The 20,753-nt window shown below is 41.8% G+C and carries 14 protein-coding genes; 7 read left to right on the top strand and 7 right to left on the bottom strand.

Features of this window, described 5'->3' with window-relative positions; all coding sequences use genetic code 11:
* Nucleotides 1–128: 128 nt before the first annotated feature.
* The 4 genes from nadR to rlmB all read left to right on the top strand — a co-directional run bounded on the left by nadR (nt 129) and on the right by rlmB (nt 4,728).
* Nucleotides 129–1,397 carry a multifunctional transcriptional regulator/nicotinamide-nucleotide adenylyltransferase/ribosylnicotinamide kinase NadR gene (nadR, locus tag C5N92_RS05705; RefSeq protein ID WP_111749893.1) on the top strand — a complete coding sequence of 423 codons (1,269 nt, stop codon included), beginning with the start codon at nt 129–131 and terminating at the stop codon, nt 1,395–1,397.
* A complete protein-coding gene (locus C5N92_RS05700; protein ID WP_111749892.1) occupies nt 1,394–2,086 on the top strand; it encodes a metallophosphoesterase family protein in 693 nt (230 codons plus the stop codon). Before nadR ends, C5N92_RS05700 begins: the two co-directional genes overlap by 4 nt.
* Nucleotides 2,087–2,216: 130 nt before the next feature.
* A complete protein-coding gene (gene prfC, locus C5N92_RS05695) occupies nt 2,217–3,806 on the top strand; it encodes a peptide chain release factor 3 (protein ID WP_111749891.1) in 1,590 nt (529 codons plus the stop codon).
* Nucleotides 3,807–3,990: 184 nt separating this feature from the next.
* Nucleotides 3,991–4,728, top strand: a complete 738-nt coding sequence (gene rlmB / locus C5N92_RS05690) for a 23S rRNA (guanosine(2251)-2'-O)-methyltransferase RlmB (protein ID WP_111749890.1) — start codon at nt 3,991–3,993, stop codon at nt 4,726–4,728.
* A gap of 53 nt (nt 4,729–4,781) precedes the next feature.
* Here the strand turns inward: rlmB and carB are convergent, their stop codons facing one another.
* The 4 genes from carB to carA form a co-directional block, all read right to left on the bottom strand.
* Complete coding sequence (carB, locus tag C5N92_RS05685) at nt 4,782–7,979, bottom strand: carbamoyl-phosphate synthase large subunit (RefSeq protein ID WP_111749889.1); 3,198 nt, start codon at nt 7,977–7,979, stop codon at nt 4,782–4,784.
* Nucleotides 7,980–8,010: 31 nt separating this feature from the next.
* The gene (locus C5N92_RS05680) at nt 8,011–8,979 is read right to left on the bottom strand and encodes a hypothetical protein (RefSeq protein WP_111749888.1); all 969 of its coding nucleotides are present in this window, start codon (nt 8,977–8,979) and stop codon (nt 8,011–8,013) included.
* A gap of 205 nt (nt 8,980–9,184) precedes the next feature.
* The gene (locus C5N92_RS05675) at nt 9,185–10,024 is read right to left on the bottom strand and encodes a PhzF family phenazine biosynthesis protein (RefSeq protein ID WP_111749887.1); all 840 of its coding nucleotides are present in this window, start codon (nt 10,022–10,024) and stop codon (nt 9,185–9,187) included.
* Nucleotides 10,025–10,173: 149 nt separating this feature from the next.
* A complete protein-coding gene (carA, locus tag C5N92_RS05670) occupies nt 10,174–11,298 on the bottom strand; it encodes a glutamine-hydrolyzing carbamoyl-phosphate synthase small subunit (RefSeq protein WP_111749886.1) in 1,125 nt (374 codons plus the stop codon).
* Between the two features lie 246 nt (nt 11,299–11,544).
* Between carA and C5N92_RS05665 the strand changes: the two genes are divergently transcribed.
* Both C5N92_RS05665 and C5N92_RS05660 read left to right on the top strand, forming a co-directional pair.
* Entirely contained in the window at nt 11,545–12,843 is a 1,299-nt protein-coding gene (locus C5N92_RS05665) for an L-cysteine desulfidase family protein (RefSeq protein WP_111749885.1), read from the top strand.
* Nucleotides 12,844–12,866: 23 nt separating this feature from the next.
* The gene (locus C5N92_RS05660; RefSeq protein ID WP_111749884.1) at nt 12,867–13,946 is read left to right on the top strand and encodes a calcium:cation antiporter; all 1,080 of its coding nucleotides are present in this window, start codon (nt 12,867–12,869) and stop codon (nt 13,944–13,946) included.
* A 38-nt stretch (nt 13,947–13,984) separates the two neighbouring features.
* Here the strand turns inward: C5N92_RS05660 and C5N92_RS05655 are convergent, their stop codons facing one another.
* The 3 genes from C5N92_RS05655 to C5N92_RS05645 form a co-directional block, all read right to left on the bottom strand.
* Nucleotides 13,985–14,305 carry a zinc ribbon domain-containing protein YjdM gene (locus C5N92_RS05655; protein WP_111749883.1) on the bottom strand — a complete coding sequence of 107 codons (321 nt, stop codon included), beginning with the start codon at nt 14,303–14,305 and terminating at the stop codon, nt 13,985–13,987.
* 83 nt (nt 14,306–14,388) lie between these two features.
* Nucleotides 14,389–15,195, bottom strand: a complete 807-nt coding sequence (locus C5N92_RS05650) for a DNA ligase (protein ID WP_111749882.1) — start codon at nt 15,193–15,195, stop codon at nt 14,389–14,391.
* Nucleotides 15,196–15,306: 111 nt separating this feature from the next.
* Nucleotides 15,307–16,140, bottom strand: coding sequence for a DUF5718 family protein (locus C5N92_RS05645; protein WP_111749881.1), 834 nt, complete (start codon nt 16,138–16,140; stop codon nt 15,307–15,309).
* A gap of 164 nt (nt 16,141–16,304) precedes the next feature.
* Here C5N92_RS05645 and C5N92_RS05640 point away from each other — a divergent pair, with 164 nt between their 5' ends.
* Complete coding sequence (locus C5N92_RS05640; protein ID WP_181015875.1) at nt 16,305–20,540, top strand: Ig-like domain-containing protein; 4,236 nt, start codon at nt 16,305–16,307, stop codon at nt 20,538–20,540.
* Nucleotides 20,541–20,753 lie beyond the last annotated feature (213 nt).

Genomic DNA, 20,753 nt, shown 5'->3' with positions numbered 1-20,753 from the left:
AAAAGTAGAAAGTCTTTATACATAATTTTGCAAATTTTTGTGTAAATCTCACCGCTTGACTATACATTTTTAAATGACAAAAAGTCAGATTTCGCCTATCATTCTGTCATTCATGCGAGGATAAACTTATGACTGATTTTGCTTACCTTCAACAAAAACGTAAACAGCTTAAATTAAAAGTAAATGATGTATGTGGACAAGCCGGTGTGACTAGGGCTTATTTTAATCAATTAGTCTCAGGAAAAATTAAAAATCCAAGTGCTACAAAGCTAAAAGCACTACATAAAGTACTGAGCATTGTTGAAGAAAATAACCAACGTGTTGGTGTCATTTTTGGTAAGTTTTATCCTGTACATACGGGTCATATTAATATGATCTACGAAGCGTTTAGTAAAGTTGATATGCTACACGTGATTGTTTGTACCGATACTGAACGTGACTTACAACTTTTCCGCGACAGCAAAATGAAGCGAATGCCAACTAATGAAGATCGTTTGCGTTGGATGCAGCAGATTTTTAAATATCAACAAAAACAGATTTTTATTCATCATTTAGTCGAAGATGGTATTCCGAGCTATCCAAATGGTTGGGAAGGCTGGGCAACTCGGGTGAAAGAGCTATTTGCAGAAAAACATATTCAGCCGACGTTAGTCTTTAGTAGCGAAGTTCAGGACAAAGAGCCTTATGAAAAATACCTAAATTTAGAAGTACATTTGGTTGATCCTGAGCGTAATTCCTTTAATGTTTCTGCAACTAAAATTCGTAATAATCCGTTCCAATATTGGCGGTTTATTCCGAAGGAAGTTCGTCCTTTCTTCGTTAAAACCATTGCGATTTTAGGTGGGGAGAGTAGTGGAAAAACAATGCTAGTAAGTAAACTAGCTAATGTATTTAACACAACATCTGCTTGGGAATATGGACGTGAGTTTGTGTTTGAACAACTTGGCGGTGATGAACAAGCGATGCAATATTCAGATTATCCACAAATGGCGCTAGGGCATAAACGTTATGTGGATTATGCAATGAAGCACGCTCACAAAGTGGCGATTATTGATACTGACTACATCACCACTCAAGCATTCTGTATTCAATATGAAGGTAAACCACATCCATTCTTAGATTCGATGATCAAAGAATATCCTTTTGATGTAACGATTTTACTTTCAAATAATACAAAATGGGTTGATGATGGATTACGGAGCTTAGGTTCACAAAAACAACGTCAGCGTTTCCAACAATTATTGAAAAAATTACTCGATAAATACAATGTACCTTATATTGAAATTGAATCGCCTAGCTATTTAGATCGCTATAACCAAACTAAAGAAGTTGTTGAAGCGATACTTAATGAAGAGTTTGAGTTAACGAATAAAACTAATCACGAGAAAAACGAATGATACTTTTTGCGGGTGACCCACATGGGAGCTACGCCCATCTTTATCCCTTTATTAAAGAACAGAAAAATGTTGCTTTAGTCATTTTGGGGGATTTGCAACTTACCACCACCGCAGAGTTGGATAAATTAGCCCAACACTGCGATATTTGGTTTATTCATGGTAACCACGACAGTAAAACTGTCGCTGCCTTTGATGCCATTTGGGGAAGTGAGTGGAAAGAACGTAACATTCATGGAAGAGTTGTTAATATTCAAGGCACAAAAATTGCAGGGCTAGGTGGCGTTTTTCGTGGGCATATTTGGATGCCGCCACACCGCCCGATGTTTTTTGATCCGATTCATTATTGTCAATATGCCCCACAAGAGAAAATTTGGCGAGGTGGTGTGCCGTTGCGTCATCGCACATCGATTTTTCCTTCTGATGTTGAAGGGCTTGAAACACAAAAAGCGGATATTTTGATTACCCACGAAGCCCCACGACCACACCCACAAGGCTTTGCGGTCATTAATCAACTTGCTCGTAAAATGGGGGCTCGGAAAATTTTCCACGGTCACCATCACGATAATTTCGATTATCGTCCGATTAATCGTAACAAGGCTTGCGAGATATTTAATATCGGCTTTCGTAGTTTAGCGGATATTGATGGGAATTATTTGTTGATCGGTGTTGATGATCGAGATAATAAATAGCCTAACATCCGAAAGAACCGCTTGCTAATATCAACAAGCGGTCTTTTTTTGTGAAAATTTTGCAAATACCCCGATAATCAGGGAAAATAGCGAGTTTTTTATTTCAGATTAGATAAATGAAGAGAACAGAATGTCATTAAACAACTACCCCCAAGAAGTGAATAAACGCAGAACCTTTGCGATTATTTCCCACCCTGACGCAGGTAAAACCACGATTACCGAAAAAGTGTTGCTTTACGGCAACGCCATTCAAACCGCAGGCTCGGTCAAAGGCAAAGGCTCGCAAGCTCACGCTAAATCGGACTGGATGGAGATGGAAAAACAGCGTGGGATTTCGATTACCACGTCCGTGATGCAATTCCCTTACAACGATTGCTTGGTCAATCTACTCGACACGCCGGGACACGAAGACTTCTCGGAAGATACGTACCGCACATTAACGGCGGTGGATAGCTGTTTGATGGTGATCGACAGTGCCAAAGGGGTTGAGGAACGTACCATTAAATTGATGGAAGTCACCCGCTTACGTGATACGCCAATTTTGACTTTTATGAACAAACTCGACCGTGATATTCGTGATCCGATGGAACTGTTGGACGAAGTGGAAAACGTGTTGAAGATCAACTGTGCACCGATCACTTGGCCTATCGGCTGTGGTAAGCTGTTCAAAGGCGTTTATCATCTTTATAAAGATGAAACCTATCTTTATCAAACAGGACAAGGGCATACCATTCAAGAGGTGCGAATTGTCAAAGGCTTGAACAATCCTGAACTGGACGCTGCTGTAGGCGATGATTTGGCTCAACAGTTGCGTGATGAGTTGGAACTGGTGCAAGGCGCAAGCCACGAGTTTGAACTTGAGGCTTTCCTAAACGGCGAATTAACCCCTGTTTTCTTCGGAACGGCGTTGGGTAACTTTGGTGTCGATCACTTCTTAGACGGCTTAACCGAATGGGCGCCAGCCCCACAAGCTCGTGAAGCGGATTTACGCAAAGTGGAAGCCAACGAAGAAAAGTTCAGCGGTTTTGTGTTTAAAATTCAAGCGAATATGGATCCCAAACACCGCGACCGCGTTGCCTTTATGCGAGTGGTATCGGGCAAATATGAAAAAGGAATGAAGCTCAAACACGTGCGTATCGGTAAAGACGTGATTATTTCCGATGCCTTAACCTTTATGGCAGGCGACCGCTCTCACGCCGAAGAGGCTTACGCGGGCGATATTATCGGCTTGCACAATCACGGCACGATCCAAATCGGCGATACCTTTACTCAAGGCGAAAACTTGAAATTCACAGGGATCCCGAACTTCGCCCCTGAGCTGTTCCGCCGTATTCGTTTGAAAGATCCGCTCAAACAGAAACAGCTACTCAAAGGCTTGGTGCAACTCTCTGAAGAAGGTGCTGTGCAAGTATTCCGCCCATTGATGAACAACGATTTAATCGTGGGAGCAGTCGGTGTGTTACAGTTTGATGTGGTTGTTTCTCGCTTAAAGACTGAATATAACGTGGAAGCGATTTACGAAACTGTAAACGTTGCCACAGCCCGTTGGGTTGAATGTAGCGATGCGAAAAAATTTGAAGAATTTAAACGCAAAAATGAGCAAAACTTAGCCCTAGACGGCGGAGATAATCTCACCTATATCGCACCGACAATGGTAAACCTGAATTTAGCTCAAGAGCGTTATCCTGATGTGGCGTTCTTTAAAACGAGAGAGCATTAGTTTTACTCTCTCCCGCTTGCGGGAGAGAGACAGCGAAAAATTGCGTAAGGCAATTTTTTGCAGAGAGAGGGCTACAAGCGGTCAAAATCCACATATATTTTGCATTCAAAGAACATTTCCCCCTTTGAAAAAGGGGGGAACTGATAAAATTTAAATAAACATAGTTAAACCAATATCTTACATTATGAGCGAACAAATCTACGGTATTCACGCCGTGAAATCCTTTTTAGCTGTCGCACCTGAACGATTAATCGAGGTGTTTGCATTAAAAGGACGTGAAGATAAACGTCTCACCCCACTGCTAGACGAATTACAAGGTCTTGGCATTCGGGTGCAACAGGTAAACCGCCAAACCTTAGACAATAAGGCACAAGGCGAAGTACATCAAGGGATTATTGCCAAAGTAATCCCTGCCAAAGAGCTAAACGAAGCAGATCTCGATCAGATCTTAGCCAACAAAACTAACCCGTTTTTGCTGATTTTAGACGGTGTTACCGATCCACATAATTTAGGGGCTTGTTTGCGTACCGCTGATGCGGCTGGGGTTGATGCAGTAATTGTACCAAAAGACAAATCAGCACAGCTGACTTCAACGGCTCGCAAAGTGGCTTGTGGTGCGGCAGAAACTGTGCCATTAATCCGAGTGACCAATTTAGCCCGCACAATGCGTGAGCTACAAGAGCGAAACATTTGGATTATCGGCACTGCTGGTGAAGCTACCGAAAATTTATATCAAGTAAAACTGACAGGCTCCATAGCATTAGTAATGGGAGCAGAAGGTGAGGGAATGCGTCGCTTAACCCGTGAACATTGCGATCAATTAGTGAGTATTCCGATGGCGGGTTCAGTTTCATCTCTTAATGTATCTGTCGCAACGGGCGTATGCTTATTTGAGATCGTCAGACAAAAAGCATTTTCATAAAAGAAGATTATATGTAAATGGAAGGTTTCCCTTCCATTTACGTTCTAGCATTATTACTGATGTAACTCCTGCACTGAATAAACCCCAAACTCGTTGATATGTGCCACCGCATAAGAAATGGCATCAGCACCAGCAATAGTGGTGTAAACAGGGACACGTTGTTGCAAGGCGGTTCGGCGGATTGAGTGGCTGTCGGCGATGACTTCCGGTTCGCCGTTTACGGTGTTGATCACCATTGCGATTTCGCCGTTTTTGATCGCATCGACAATATGCGGTCTGCCTTCACGCACTTTATTGACGATTTGAGCCGCCACGCCGTTTTCACGCAGGAATTTCGCTGTACCGAGCGTTGCACATAAGCCGTAGCCTTGTTCTTGCAAGCGTTTTGCCACATCTAACAAACGTGATTTGTCGTTGTTGTCCACCGACAAGAACACTTTGCCGGTTCTTGGAATGCGTTCGCCTGCCCCTAATTGTGCTTTGAAGAACGCTTCGGCAAAGGTTTCGCCCACGCCCATCACTTCCCCTGTGGAACGCATTTCAGGGCCTAAAATGGTATCTACACCCGGGAATTTGATGAATGGGAACACCGCTTCTTTTACGAAGTATTTATGTGGGATCACTTCTTCAAGGGCGTTGAGTTCCGCCAAACTTTCCCCTGCCATTACTCGAGCAGCGATTTTCGCTAACGGTTGTCCTGTCGCTTTGCTGACAAACGGCACAGTACGGCTAGCTCGTGGATTAACTTCAAGCACATAAACCACATCATTTTGTACGGCAAATTGGACGTTCATCAAGCCTTTCACGCCAAGAGCAAACGCCATTTCTTTGGTTTGTCTGCGAATTTCATCAAGGATCTCACCGCTTAACGAGTAGGCTGGTAAGGAACACGCCGAGTCGCCACTGTGGATCCCTGCCTGTTCAACGTGTTGCATAATGCCACCAATTACTACGTTTTCGCCGTCACAAATGCAATCCACATCGACTTCAATCGCATTGTTCAAGAAGTGGTCGAGCAAAATCGGGCTGTCGTTGGAAACAGACACCGCCTCACGCATATATTTGTTCAATTCTTCATCGTTATAGACGATCTGCATTGCTCGTCCGCCCAACACATAAGACGGACGCACCACCAACGGATAGCCCACTTCATTTGCCAATGCAACGGCTTCGTGGGTGTTGCGAGCAGTACGGTTCGCTGGCTGTTTTAAGTTGAGTTCGTGCAAAATTTGTTGGAAACGCTCACGGTCTTCCGCTGCATCAATGCTGTCCGCCGATGTACCGATGATATTCACGCCGTTCTCGTGCAAGGCATTTGCCAGTTTCAACGGCGTTTGACCGCCATAATGCACAATCACGCCCCACGGTTTTTCAACACGCACCACTTCCAACACATCTTCAAGGGTCAATGGCTCAAAATACAAGCGGTCTGATGTGTCAAAATCGGTGGAAACGGTTTCAGGGTTACAGTTCACCATAATGGTTTCGTAGCCTGCTTCACGCAAGGCAAGGGAAGCGTGAACACAGCAGTAGTCGAACTCGATCCCTTGTCCGATACGGTTCGGACCGCCGCCTAAAATCATCACTTTTTTACGCTCGGACGGGTTCGCTTCGCACTCTTCTTCATAGGTCGAATAAAGGTAAGCAGTGTCAGACGAAAACTCCGCCGCACAGGTATCGACACGTTTATACACAGGCAAAATGTTCAGGGCGTGGCGATAATCACGCACCGCTTTTTCGCTCACTTTGGTGAGTTGGGCGATACGTTTATCAGCAAAGCCTTTACGTTTTAAACGGCGTAATTCGTCTGCGTCTAAATCGCTTAACTGTTTCTTCTCAAGGGCAAGCTCTTCTTGCACCAAATCTTGAATTTGCACCAAGAACCACGGGTCGATTTTGGAATAGTGGTGTACTTCGTCTAAGCTAAAACCTGCCCCGAATGCGTCCGCCACATATAAAATGCGGTTCGGGCCCGGGTTAGCAAGCTCACGGCGGATTTTTTCAGGCTCTTCAGAAAGCAAGTTGAAACCGCAAATGCCCGTTTCTAAACCACGCAACGCTTTTTGCAAGCTCTCTTGGAAGGTTCTGCCCATTGCCATTACTTCACCCACAGATTTCATTTGGGTCGTCAAGCGGTCGTCTGCGTTGGCAAATTTCTCAAAGGCAAAACGTGGGATTTTGGTCACCACATAGTCAAGCGTTGGCTCAAAGGACGCAGGGATCAAACCGCCCGTAATGTCGTTACGCAGTTCGTTTAGCGTATAACCAACCGCCAATTTCGCCGCCACTTTGGCAATCGGGAAACCTGTCGCTTTAGACGCTAACGCAGAAGAACGGCTTACACGTGGGTTCATCTCGATTACGATCATTTCGCCATTTTCAGGGTTGATCGCAAATTGCACGTTCGATCCGCCCGTATCCACCCCGATCTCACGCAACACCGCCAATGACGCATTACGCATAATTTGGTACTCTTTATCGGTCAGTGTTTGAGCAGGGGCAACAGTGATACTATCGCCCGTATGCACGCCCATTGGGTCAAAGTTCTCAATCGAACAGACGATAATGCAGTTGTCCGCTTTATCACGCACCACTTCCATTTCGTACTCTTTCCAGCCAAGCACCGACTGCTCAATCAACAATTCGTGGGTTGGTGACGCTTCAAAACCACGCTCACAAATCGCCAAAAATTCATCACGGTTATAGGCAATGCCGCCGCCCGAACCGCCCATTGTAAAGGATGGACGGATAAGGGTCGGAAAGCCCACCGCTTCCTGTGCTTTCAAGGCTTCTTCAAGGGTATGTGCAATAAAAGATTTCGGGCAAGACAAGCCGATTTTTTCCATCGCCTGTTTAAAACGCCCACGGTCTTCCGCTTTATCAATCGCATCTTCCGTTGCCCCAATCAGCTCAACATTGAACTGCTTCAACACGCCGTTGCGAGACAGATCCAACGCACAATTCAACGCTGTTTGTCCGCCCATTGTCGGCAAAATCGCATCTGGACGCTCTTTTTCGATGATTTTCGCCACCGTTCGCCACTCAATCGGCTCAATATAGGTCACGTCCGCCATATTCGGATCGGTCATAATGGTCGCTGGGTTTGAGTTCACCAACACCACCTTATACCCTTCTTCACGCAACGCCTTACACGCCTGCGCCCCCGAGTAGTCAAACTCACACGCCTGCCCGATTACAATCGGACCAGCCCCGATGATTAAAATGGTTTTTATGTCTGTACGTTTTGGCATAGTTTTTTCTCTAAATTCAATAAGATAGGAATTATTTATTTGAGTTGAATATATTTTTAAAATTCTGTATTGTATTTTTAATTGACGACTCTATACTTTCCAAGTCAAACAGCTTCTTATTCATATTCCATAATACTAATATTAATGAATAATAGGAGTAAATCATTAAAAAATAAGGAAGAGAAAATGTTTCTAATTTTGCAGAGCTCCTTCTAAAAGGTGGTGAAACATCTCCATGAGCTCTTTCATTACGATATTGAGTACATATAATTAAAGAAAAAAACTCCTCTCTTTTCTTTATATAAAATTCATGTCCACCCAATTTTATTTTTTCTCCATGTATTAACTTTTGTAATAATCTAGCTGAATCTCTTAAAGATTCTGAAGTAGGATTAGTTTCATGATTACTATCTATAGAAGAAAAAAACTTACTATAAAATAATTCAATAAAACGTTTATCTGATATGCAATTTACTAATCTACCTTCAAATGTTTTTGCCTGTCGATCGTTATTTTTTCTAAAAGATTTATGGTGTTCAAAAATTCTTTTTGATATAAATTTACAACTTGTTAAGGTAATTGCCTTTGACATTTCCGATATAAGATTTTTGAATATTTTCTCACTTTCACTATCACTATTTATATCATGATATATCAATTTTATTCTAGCTTCCTTATATTCTAATCCATTTCGTTTTTGGTAATCTTCTTTCATTGCATCAGATATAGAATCAAGGATTTTCCAAATAAAATCAAAGCCATTATCTGGTCTTAAAGGCAGACAATCAAGCATTTCTAATATATAACTTATACTTGTTGATTCTATATCCTTATCTATTTCATTGTTAATAATTACAGGGTCTATAATTTGCCTTTTCTCTAAAGAATGTAATTTTTCAATTAATTCCTTTTCACTTTCAAAAAGAAAGCGTTCATTAGACAGCCATTTATTATTATATTGAATACGTAGTTCATTAAATTCAGAAACACTTTTGCTCATTTTTAACTCCTAATATTGGATTTTATAAATAATTACTTGTTTATGCAGTATATGTTGCTATTTTTCAATCAATATATTGATGTATATTTAACTTGATAATTATCTGTGTTTTAGCTAGGTGAAAACATCTATCGGCCCCATATATATTCCTATCTTTTACAAGCAACCACTTTTCATAAAATTTTCAACAAAATTGCTCCGGCTGTTATGGCAATCTAAACACCCCTTCGCCAACTTCAATCACCTGTCCACCCACATAGATCGTTTGATTATCGTCTAATCTTAGCGTAAGACGGTTTGGTCTGCCCATTTGGTCGCCCTGATGAATTTGACGAGCAAGGGGAAATTTGCCTTGTGAAAGGAAATAAGCCCCTAAATTTGCTGCAGCAGAACCTGTGCCGCTATCTTCAAACAGTGTTTTGTTTGTGACATAAAATAGACGAGAGAAAATCATCTCATTTTCTTCACACCACAGGTAAATCACAGTTCTATCTTCATCTTGCTGACAAATACTGCTAAGAGCTGCAATATCAATAGCAACATCATCAAGGGTAGTTATTTTGTTAAGCTGCAACAACAGCTGTGGCGAGCCACTATTTAGCCAGTAGGCTGTCTCGGCAATGGCTGTTTCACTTAACCCTGTTGCTTTGGCGAGTTGCTGGTGGGTTGCTGTGCTTGGCTGTATTGAGTAGCCATCAATCGCAAGCTCCATTTTGGCATTTTTTCCACATAATCTGACCGCTTTCGCTTTGGTGTTGAGCGTAAAGCGTTCGGGCAAATGGCGTTGCTGTTGCAACACATAGGCACAGCCGAGCGTTGGGTGTCCTGCCAGTGGCAATTCATAGGCAGGGGTGAAAATGCGTAAATCCGCCACCGCAGTTTGCGATGAAAACGCAAAAACGGTTTCGCTTAAATTGAACTGTTTGGCGATCTGTTGCATTTCGTCGTCCGTCAAGCTGTCCGCTTCGGGAAACACCGCAAGGGGATTTCCGCCGAAGTGCTGTTCGGCAAAGACATTGACGAGTTTAAAGGGGTAGGTACGCATTTTTTCTCTTTACGTTGTAGGGTGGGTCTTGACCCACCATAAAAATTGATTTTGTTTGTGGTGGGTCAAGACCCACCCTACGATTTATTTTTACAAGCGGTCACTTTTGTCTAAAATTTTGCAAATTTTCCGCAAAATCTTACCGTTTGTTATCCCTTCACCTTTCTTAATTCATCAATAAAACGGTCGAACAAATACGCCACGTCGTGTGGGCCGGGGCTGGCTTCGGGGTGGCCTTGGAATGAAAAGGCGGATTGATCGGTAAGTTCAATGCCTTGCACCGTGCCGTCAAATAATGAGCGGTGGGTCACACGCACGTTGGCTGGTAGGCTGGCTTCGTCCACTTCAAAACCGTGGTTTTGGCTGGTGATTAGCACTTTTTGGCTGTCTAAATCTTGCACAGGGTGGTTGGTACCGTGATGTCCGAATGCCATTTTTTTGGTTTTTCCGCCTGCTGCTAAGCCTAGTAATTGATGTCCTAAACAGATGCCAAAGATCGGTTTTTTGGTGGCTAATAATTTTTGGATTGCGGTAATCGCATAGGTGCAAGGCTCTGGGTCGCCAGGTCCGTTGGAAAGGAAAATACCGTCTGGGTTTAGAGCAAGCACCGCTTCTGCTGATGTGGTAGCAGGGACAACGGTAATGCGACAGCCACGTTCGGCAAGCATTCTTAAAATATTGCGTTTTACGCCAAAATCATAAGCGACAACGTGAAACTCTGGATTTGTTTGTGGCACATAGCCTTTGCCTAATTGCCATTCGCCTTCTGTCCATTGATAGAGTTCCTTGCAGGTGACTTCTTTGGCTAAATCTTGCCCTGCCATTGAGCCGAAACTATTGGCAAGTTCCAATGCTTTTGCCACATCATCGCCTACATAAATACAGCCTGCTTGAGCGCCTTTATCACGCAAAATACGGGTTAAACGGCGAGTATCAATATCGGCAATGGCGACAATGCGATGTTTTACGAGATAGTCAGAAAGGGAAGAATTGGAACGGAAATTGCTATGCAATAAAGGAAGATCACGAATAATTAAACCTGCGGCATACACTTTGTGGGCTTCTTCATCTTCGCCATTCGTCCCTGTGTTGCCAATGTGGGGATAAGTCAGGGTTACAATTTGGTTGGTGTATGATGGATCGGTGAGAATTTCTTGGTAGCCCGTCATTGCGGTATTAAACACCACTTCGCCAATGGTATGTCCTTGATAACCAATGGATTTTCCGTGGAAAACAGAACCGTCTGCAAGAACGAGAATGGCAGGTTCGAACATATATTTTTTACTCCTAATGTGAATTTGGTAACACGCCTTCTTAGGAAGTAGGCGGCTGAGTTTATCAAAGCAACCGTTTGCGTTCAAGCTAAACTTTTTTATAGATGAAAATCAACGGCTTTAAAATGATTATTTATGCTTTTATTTTGCATTTTTATTCAATTTAATGCAAGCATTAAAAAATCTATTTTTCAATAAGCGACAAGCGGTTAGAATAGGGAAAATTTTTGCAAAAGAGAGAAGAGAATGAATAAATTTGAATTTGCTGATCAGTTAATCGCCATTGTGCGAAAAGATGTTGCTCCTGCGTTGGGGTGTACTGAGCCGATTTCGTTGGCGTTGGCTTCAGCGATTGCGAAGTCGCATTTGGGCTGTGAGCCTGTGCAAATTCAAGCGAAAGTGTCGCCGAATTTGATGAAAAACGGTATGGGCGTAACGGTGCCGGGAACAGGAATGGTCGGCTTACCGATTGCCGCTGCGGTGGGGGCGATTGCGGGCGATGGCTCGGCTGGTTTGGAAGTGTTAAAGCATATTCAGCCCGATGATGTGGCAAGAGCCAAAGCGATGTTGGCGGCAAATCAGGTGAGCGTGGATATCGCCAATGTGGATTATCCGCTCTATTCGGAAGCCTTGTTGTTGGGCGAAAGTGGCTGGGTTAAGGTTTGTATTCAAGACAGCCATACCAATGTGGTGTTGATTGAGAAAAACGGCGAAGTGTTGTTCCAACAACAAGCGATAGCAACGGAAAGCCACGATGATTACCAATTCTTCCATTCCCTTTCCGCACAACAGATTTATCAGTTTGCAATGGAAGCTCCCCTTGAGCGAATTGCGTTTATTGCGGAAGCGGCGAAGCTCAATTCTGCCTTATCAAAAGAAGGGTTGGAGAAAGAGTATGGTTTGCATATCGGGCGAACTTTGAAGAAACAGATTGAAATGGGCTTGATGTCGGACGATCTGCTCTCTCGCATTGTGATTGAAACCACTGCAGCGTCTGACGCTCGAATGGGCGGGGCGTTGTTGCCTGCGATGAGCAATTCAGGCTCGGGCAATCAGGGGATTGCGGCGACAATGCCGTCCGTGATTGTGGCTCGCTTTGTCAATGCGGACGATGAACAGCTTATCCGTGCCTTGTTTTTGTCGCATACCATTGCCATTTATATTCACAGCAAATTACCGAAACTGTCGGCTCTTTGTGCGGTAACCACGGCGGCAATGGGCAGTGCGGCAGGTATGGCGTATCTGCTCAAGGGTAATTTTAATGCGATCAGTATGGCGATTTGCAGTATGATTGGCGACATCAGTGGCGTGCTGTGTGACGGGGCGGCAAACAGCTGTGCGATGAAAGTCTCTACAGGGGTGTCGTCTGCCTATAAAGCGGTATTAATGGCGTTGGACAACAGCCGAGTGACTGGCAACGAAGGCATTGTTGAGCATAGTGTGGATAAATCGATCAACAATTTATGTGCGATTGCCACCAAAAGTATGGTCTATATGGACAGACAAATTATCGAGATTATGAGTGCGAAAGAGCAAGATTGTTAAACTGGAAATAAGGAGATGAAATTATGGCGACACATTCCCATTCCCCTTTGCCAATTTGGTCGGTGATCTTACCGCTTGTGGCGTGGGCGATCTACTTTGTTGGCGTAAAGGATAATGTTTGGCTTCAAATAGGGGGCGGTGCTTTGCTGATTGGTAGCGTGCTTTCAGCGGTTCACCACGCCGAAGTGGTGGCTCACAAAGTGGGCGAACCGTTCGGAACCATTATTCTTGCCTTAGCTATTACCATTATTGAAGTGGCGTTGATTGTGTCATTAATGATCGCTGGGGGCGAAAATGCGGCTTATTTAGCAAGAGATACAGTATTTGCGGCGATCATGCTGATTTTGACAGGGATCTTGGGGGGATGTTTATTGATTGGAGGTATTAAGCATAAGGTACAATTCTTCCATAAGAAATCATTAAGCACCGCATTAGTTACCTTGATGTCTATCTTGGTGTTAACCATGATTTTGCCTAATTTTACGACAAGTTCTGAAGCGGGTACTTATACCGATTCACAGCTTATCTTTGTGGCAGTTGCCGCCTTGGTACTCTATTTCTCTTTTATTTTGATGCAAACTGTGCGTCACCGAGACTACTTTTTAGCCGACGATGACGATCCAAACCATCATGCAGAGCCACCATCAACCAAAGTTGCTCTCATTAGCTTATTGCTGTTAGTGATCTGTTTAGGCATTGTGGTTATGTTAGCGAAAGGGTTATCCCCCGCTATTGAAGCCATGGTGGTGGGAGCAGGCGCGCCTTTATCGTTAGTCGGGGTGATCATAGCTGCAGTGGTATTAATGCCTGAAGGTTTAGCTGCACTCACTGCAGCGAGTCGCAACCGCTTGCAAACTAGCGTGAATTTGGCATTAGGTTCAGCTTTAGCAAGTATAGGCTTAACAATCCCCGCGGTTGTTATCGTCTGTTTAATCTATGATATTAATGTGGTTTTGGGGCTAGATTGGAAGTCGATGATTTTGTTGGCTTTAGCCGCATTTACGGTGATGGTCTCACTCAATCATGGCAAATCTAATATGCTTTATGGCGTGGTTTTATTAGTGAACTTGGCGGCCTATGTCTTTACGGTGATTGTGCCGTAGGGTGATAAAAAAGGGAGAAATTGCTTTCTCCCTTTTATTTATGCCTTTTTCAGAAATTCTGATTTCAGTAAAAGCTTGCCACAATCGACATTATGATCGCCCGCAACTAAACGGATACCTTTATATTTCGTACCTTTCTTTAATACTTCTGATGAACCTTTCAGTTTTAAATCTTTGATTAAGATAACATCATCACCATCAGCTAATAAGTTCCCATTGCTATCTTTCACGATAAGTTGATCTTCATCGACTTCAACTTCGTTACCTGTCCACTCGTTTCCACAATCAGGGCAAACAAATTGAATTGAGTCGTGGTAAGTATTTTCGCCTTTACAAGCAGGGCAAATTGGATAATCCATATATATTCCTTCATCTATTTTTTAAAAGGACGCTATTCTACTACAAGCGGTGAGATTTGCGTGATTTTTTGTAAATGGAGATGCTATTTATCTGTTCTTATTCTACAATAAGTTGCAAAACGTGGCTTACCGCTTTCGGTTAAACCCCTATATTTATAGCTAATCAGCGTGCCTATTGCTGGAGGATTTTCCCGCTCTTTATCGGAAAAACCTGAACCAATACGAAAACGTCCACGGTGATTTTCGCAAGTCACCGCACCGAGCTTATCGGCATATTTCCCCTTGCCTTTATGGTGTGCAACAACGGTACACTCTTCATCAAGTACGGTTTTTAACTTTAAAATTTGGGCAGAACGCCCGTGAATATAAGGCGAGTGAGGATTTCGTACCACCACACCTTCACCACCCAGTTGTTGCACCTGTTCAAAAAATTGAGTGAGATGGGCTTTATCTTTAACGGGAATTTGCTCAATAATCTCAATATAAGGCGTTGGATGTTGAGCTAAATATGCTTTTAAAACAGACAACCGTTCAAACAGATCGCCTTTTGCATCGGGGACATCAAATACATACAGTTTCAACTTATACCAACCTTTTGGCGAAGCAGAACGTACGGTTGCGGAAATTTCTTCAAACTTCCCCCGTTCGCTAAACAGCTCACCATCTATCGAAAAAGGCGGAAAACCTTTAACAAAATAATCAGGTGGCAAAAATGGATAACCTTGACGGCTAATCAGTTGCTGACCATTCCAGAAACCACGTACACCATCAAGCTTCTCACTCATCACCCAACCAGTGACATCTTGGTCTTTATACTGCTCCAACAACATCAAATTTAACGGCTGAGCCAGTGCAGATGAACTTAAAAATAGAAAAACAAATCGCCACATATTTTCTCCCAATATAAGAAAATTGTGGCAACTATACGAAAAGTGAGCGTAAAAATCTGATTGAAGATCGATTTTTTCGATCTGTGTCGAAAAATTTGCAAAAAATTCCGATTATCTGACCGCTTGTATCAATGCGGAAATCCCTTCTGCAAATTGTTCTTTCTCTGCCATTTCGGTAATTTGTTGATGAGTGTGCTGTGTAGCATCGTAAACGACCACGATACTGGTATCGCCCACTTGCAAGAAATTATGTTCGCCAAATTCGGTATAGCGAGTTGCGCCGATACTGATGATCGCTTTGTTTGGATAATTTGCTTGAGCGAGAAGATCGGCGATGTCGTTCATCGGATCTTGATCGGGCTGATTGTTCATGCGGTCGATGATCCAATCTAAAAGTTTTTGGTGGAAATAACTGTAGCCGACCGTTGGGCTGTCAATGCCGTATTCGGTGAGTTTGCCGTTTCGTTTGTGGAAACAAGCGATGTGATAACGGTCTAAATTTCCGCCTTGTTCAAATTTATCAAGGGCGATTTGGGTGGCGGAAATGCCTTTTGAATTGGCTCCCCAGTTTTTCTTTTCACAGATTTTGCGAGCGTTTGGACGGCGGATTGAGCAGTCGTTATAAGCTGCAAAGTGGGTTGGTTTTAACGCAACAACTTTATTGTTTTGGTATTCAATTTCACAAATTAAAGCAACTTCAGGTTCAATCTGTAAATTGTCGGCATCTTGGGGAAAGTTGATGGTGTCATGGGAAAGGGGATAATTGGCAAGAAAGCGGTCGGATTCAGCTAAATTTTTACTAGGAACGTAAAAAGGGAAAATCGCTTTAGGCTGAATAGCTTCTGTCGTTTGAACTTTAACAAAATCAGCCGCTTCGCCAGCTTGTTCTAAATGTCCTGCGAAATTGCCAGCCACGCCTAAGCCTATATAGTGTGTTGTAAGCATCTTAATTCTCCTGAGTATAGTAGTTTTATCGTTTACTGTTTCTATCTGTAAATCGTGATATACATATCTTTATAAAATTATAACAAATAGTTAGTTTTATATGATTTCTTTTTAGTCTTTTTCAGATTATCCTAGAGCAATTTTTTATGTTAAAGAGTATTTTTATGAAAACAATAACATTACGTATTACGGGTCATGGTAAGACAGAAAATATCATTATCAGTAAAGGGAAAACAACGGTTAAGCTAGCAGATACTAGCACTAAATATCAAATTCTTGATGAGAATGGTAAGCTGATTTCGAATGTAAAAGCAAAAACGAAGGGCAATGATTTAGAAGTTTTTATTGAAGATGCAGAACAGCCAAGCTTGATCCTTCAAGAGTATACAACACATTTCCCTATTGAAAATGCACAGTATTTGGCAGATAACAATGCTTCTTTTGCTACTGCGGAAAGTGCTGTTGCTGCAGCTGAGTTGTCTACAGCAGCAACGAGTATTGAGACGACATTAAGTACAGCTAAACTTGCAGGTATTGCAGTAGGTTCAGTTGCATTAGCGGCCGCAGGTATTAGTGTTATAGGTCATAGTAAAGGTGGGAAAGGTACTTCAGCATCATCTGAGCCAGTAGCTCCAGTTGAGCCAGTAGCCCCGGTTGAGCCAGTAACTCCAGTTGAGCCAGTAACCCCAGTTGAGCCAGTAGCTCCAGTTCAACCAGTAACGCCTGTAGAACCAGTAAAACCAACCTTAACATTGGATGTAGTGACCACTGATAATATTATTAATATTGCTGAATCTCAGGGAAATGTAGATTTAACAGGTACCGTTGAAAATGCATTAGATGGTTCGATTGTAACGATCTTGATTGGTGGTCAGAAATTTACGACACAAGTTGTGGCTGGGAAATTTACTCTTCCTGTAAGCGGTGACTTATTAGCTAAAAATACACAGATTGAAGCGGTTGTCACGACATCTGAAGGTGTGAGTTCTGATACTGTTACTCATCTTTATCAAGTAGATGTTCAGGCACCTAATGTGGTTATTTCTTTCGATCCAATTGCAACAGACGACATCATTGATTTATTAGAAGCACAGGTTGCGACAACGACAGTATCTGGTTCCGTGGAAAATGCGAAAGATGGCGATAAAGTAGTGCTGACGATTGGTGATGCAACATTTGAAGCGATTGTGAAAGATGGCAAGTTTAGTGCTGATGTTGATACTAAAACCTTAGTCGTTCATCAAGAGATTACAGCGTCTTTAACAACAGAAGATGATGTAGGTAATTCGGCGAGTGCAACAGCAACAAAACCTTATACCCTTGATAAAGTGAAATATATACCGAAGGTCACGATTGATCAGATTACATCGGATAACACAATAAATATTAATGAATCAGCACAGATGTTAACTGTACAAGGAAGTGCGACAGATTCTCCAAATGGCTCGACTGTACGTTTAGTTATTGGTGATAAAACCTTTGATGCAGTTGTGACTGATGGCAAATTTAGTTTTTCTGTAAGCGGTGAGTTATTGGCAAAAAATCGCGAATTATCTGCGACAGTAACAACACCACAAAATTTAACGGGAGAAACGACACATTCGTATGAGATTGATCTAGATGCTCCTACGCCAAAGATCAATTTAAACCCAATTGCCGGCGATAATCATATTTCTACTACAGAATCAAAAAATGAGTTCACCACAGTTACAGGAACTGTTGAAGGTGCAAGTGAAGGTGATGAAGTTGTTGTTTCTTGCGGTTGTGCAACTTGTTCAGGTACGCAATGGGTTGACATGGTAACGACAGTTAAAAATGGCGGTTTTAGTGTTGATTTCAAAACGGTGGACTTGTTAAAAGCAAACTACAATATTGTTAAAGCAACGGTCACTACGAAAGATAATGCAGAAAATAGCGCAACGGCAACAGACAGTGAAACGTACACAAAACCAGAACCATTGCAGATCGATATTACTAAGATTGATGATTTTAGCTTTAATGTGGGTGATATCGATCCGCTTGTGCGTATTAAAGGCTCTGTAGAGTTTGCTGATAGTGATCCTTATAATTTAGGGATAAATCAAAAACGTTTACACCAAATTAATGTGCAAATAGGCGATAAAACCTATAAAGCAGGTTTCCATGATAAACAGTTCTTTATTGATATACCGAGTAGTGAATTAGAGACATTAAATAGTAAAGATGTGTCATTTAGTTTTTCTGTGGCAACAGGGAATATTACTAATCAAGATATTCACAATCATTTATATGTCCTTGATACTAAAGCAGATGGTTCGTATGAGTTACGGAGAACTAACTTTGTTAGAACACCAGAACTGAAAAGTGTTACCCTAGAAAGTCCGTATGTAGAAAAAACGGCAGACACGAAATATAAAGTTAATTATCAACCGGAAAACACTGTTGAAATTAGTGGTACTGTGACTTCTTCTGACGATGTAACGGTAAAAGTTGGCGATAAAATTGTGGTTAAAGTGGGTGATCAGAATTATGAAACAACGGTGAAAGTGGGGAATATCTTCTCGGTAGCAGTAGATAAAGCTGTTTTAGCGAAAACCAATAAGGTAACTGCAACTTTAACTACAACAGATTCGACAGGTAAAGAGATTCAAGCTTATGATGTTGAGAATATAATTAGCTCAGGAACTGTAAGTGGAAATCATGTGATTACCCAATCGCAACCACCTGCGGCAATTAATAATGATCATTCTACGGAAGGCTATAACTTCCCTTATTTTGTTGAAAAATTGGGCGGTGTGCGTTCTGCAGTAAAAACAGATTTAGGTGGAAAAGATACACCGTTAATCTATACCTATCATTTCTTGACAGAAGAAGAGTTAGCAGAAGGTGTAAATACAGCTGAATTGACGATTAAAGCAGGTACATTTGTAGAGCCTGATAAATATCATACTAATTTTAAAACAGACTTACGTAATGCCTACAAAGAGATTGAACAATATATTAATGTAAAATTTGTCGAAGTAGGTACAAAAGCAGAAGCTTATACAAATATTTATGTAGGGGAGTTTGGTGGTGGTCTTTCAGGTTCTGCTGCTTATGCGTGGGCTGGGGGTAACTTAGCATGGAATAGTGGTAAAGCATATAATGCATCAGGAAATAATTTCCCATTCTATACAGCGCTACATGAAATTGGGCATACATTAGGAATGGGGCATTCTTCTCCAACGTTTAAAGACGTGTTTCTAAAAGAAGAAACGTTAGAATTTACTAATATGTCTTATAAATATAATGTTCATAATGGTCTTTATTTCAACCTGAAAACATTACGAGTGTTCGATCTTGCGTATTTACATCACCAATTTGGCGTAAATAAAGAAGCGCGAGCAGGTAATGATACTTATAGTTTTAAAGCCTACAACTCTTACTCAGCAGATGGTGATATTTATATTTGGGATGGTGCAGGCGTAGATACGTTCGATGCATCTAAAGAAGAAAAAGGCGTGAATGTTAATCTGACCCCAGGTTCATGGATTTATGTGGGGGAAGAGCGTGAACAAACGTTGATTGTCAAAGAACAAAAAGTCTATACGGTCAAAGATTATTTTGATTTACCTGATGATGCTGTTGTTAATGTGAGAGGCGGTAGTTGGTGGAATAGTTTACAAGTAGGTCAAGAAAGCACTTTTAACGAATATACCAAAGGTCAAGCCTTTATCGGTTTTGGTACCCAGATCGAGAATCTTGTTGGTTCTGCTTATGATGATAAATTAACGGGTAACGTAGCGGATAATAATATTTATGGCGGTGCCGGTAATGATACGATTGACGGTGGCGCAGGTGATGACTACCTTGATGGTGGTTTAGGTGCGGATATCTTAGTTGGCGGACTAGGTGATGATGTTTTTGTGTTAGATGAAGCAACAGATGCAGTATTAGAACTAGCCGATGAAGGTAACGATACGATATATAGCTTAGCGGATATAAGCTTAGAAAAAGCCGAACACGTTGAAAATGTTATCTTAATAGGTACTTCTGCAACAGAAGCTACAGGTAATGCATTAAATAACAAATTAGTTGCAAACAATATAGGGAATACATTAACTGGTGGTGCTGGTGATGACAAACTCATTGGAGGGTTTGGTGCAGATATCTTAGTGGGGGGAGATGGTGCTGATACTTTTGTCTTCAATAGTGCATTGAATGGCAAAATCGATACTATTGATTTAACTGCTGAAGATAAAATTGAACTTTCACAGGAAGTATTTAGTGCAATTTCAGCAGGAAGTAACGCCTTAGATTTTATCACCTTAACAGATGGGAAACTTTATTATGATGATAAATCAGGCGCAGCACCAATTCATTTTGCAACATTAAGTAGCCAGTTATCTGCTTTAGAAAATAATATAGTTGTAGTTGCATAATATAATCCTAAGCTGTGGTTTGTATAAAGTCGGTAAAAACTAACCGCTTGTAGATATAAAATCGTTCGGATTGAATTGTTTTTCAACAAGCGGAAAGAATTTTCAAATTTTTTACAAAAAACACTTGCACGTATTTCTAAAATCTCTATAATGCGCACCACACAACGACGCACTGTTGTGAAGCAGTTAAGATTACAGTGCGTCGTTCTTTTT

Source organism: Glaesserella australis, assembly GCF_003260095.1.
In the GTDB taxonomy this organism is placed as follows: domain Bacteria; phylum Pseudomonadota; class Gammaproteobacteria; order Enterobacterales; family Pasteurellaceae; genus Glaesserella; species Glaesserella australis.
Note: the sequence above shows the minus strand (reverse complement) of the source record. Positions and strands in the feature narration are given on the sequence as shown.

Coding starts and splice junctions, on each gene's coding strand:
- nadR (WP_111749893.1), top strand. CDS start 129: ATGACTGATTTTGCTTACCTTCAACAAAAACGTAAACAGCTTAAATTA.
- C5N92_RS05700 (WP_111749892.1), top strand. CDS start 1,394: ATGATACTTTTTGCGGGTGACCCACATGGGAGCTACGCCCATCTTTAT.
- prfC (WP_111749891.1), top strand. CDS start 2,217: ATGTCATTAAACAACTACCCCCAAGAAGTGAATAAACGCAGAACCTTT.
- rlmB (WP_111749890.1), top strand. CDS start 3,991: ATGAGCGAACAAATCTACGGTATTCACGCCGTGAAATCCTTTTTAGCT.
- carB (WP_111749889.1), bottom strand. CDS start 7,979: ATGCCAAAACGTACAGACATAAAAACCATTTTAATCATCGGGGCTGGT.
- C5N92_RS05680 (WP_111749888.1), bottom strand. CDS start 8,979: ATGAGCAAAAGTGTTTCTGAATTTAATGAACTACGTATTCAATATAAT.
- C5N92_RS05675 (WP_111749887.1), bottom strand. CDS start 10,024: ATGCGTACCTACCCCTTTAAACTCGTCAATGTCTTTGCCGAACAGCAC.
- carA (WP_111749886.1), bottom strand. CDS start 11,298: ATGTTCGAACCTGCCATTCTCGTTCTTGCAGACGGTTCTGTTTTCCAC.
- C5N92_RS05665 (WP_111749885.1), top strand. CDS start 11,545: ATGAATAAATTTGAATTTGCTGATCAGTTAATCGCCATTGTGCGAAAA.
- C5N92_RS05660 (WP_111749884.1), top strand. CDS start 12,867: ATGGCGACACATTCCCATTCCCCTTTGCCAATTTGGTCGGTGATCTTA.
- C5N92_RS05655 (WP_111749883.1), bottom strand. CDS start 14,305: ATGGATTATCCAATTTGCCCTGCTTGTAAAGGCGAAAATACTTACCAC.
- C5N92_RS05650 (WP_111749882.1), bottom strand. CDS start 15,195: ATGTGGCGATTTGTTTTTCTATTTTTAAGTTCATCTGCACTGGCTCAG.
- C5N92_RS05645 (WP_111749881.1), bottom strand. CDS start 16,140: ATGCTTACAACACACTATATAGGCTTAGGCGTGGCTGGCAATTTCGCA.
- C5N92_RS05640 (WP_181015875.1), top strand. CDS start 16,305: ATGAAAACAATAACATTACGTATTACGGGTCATGGTAAGACAGAAAAT.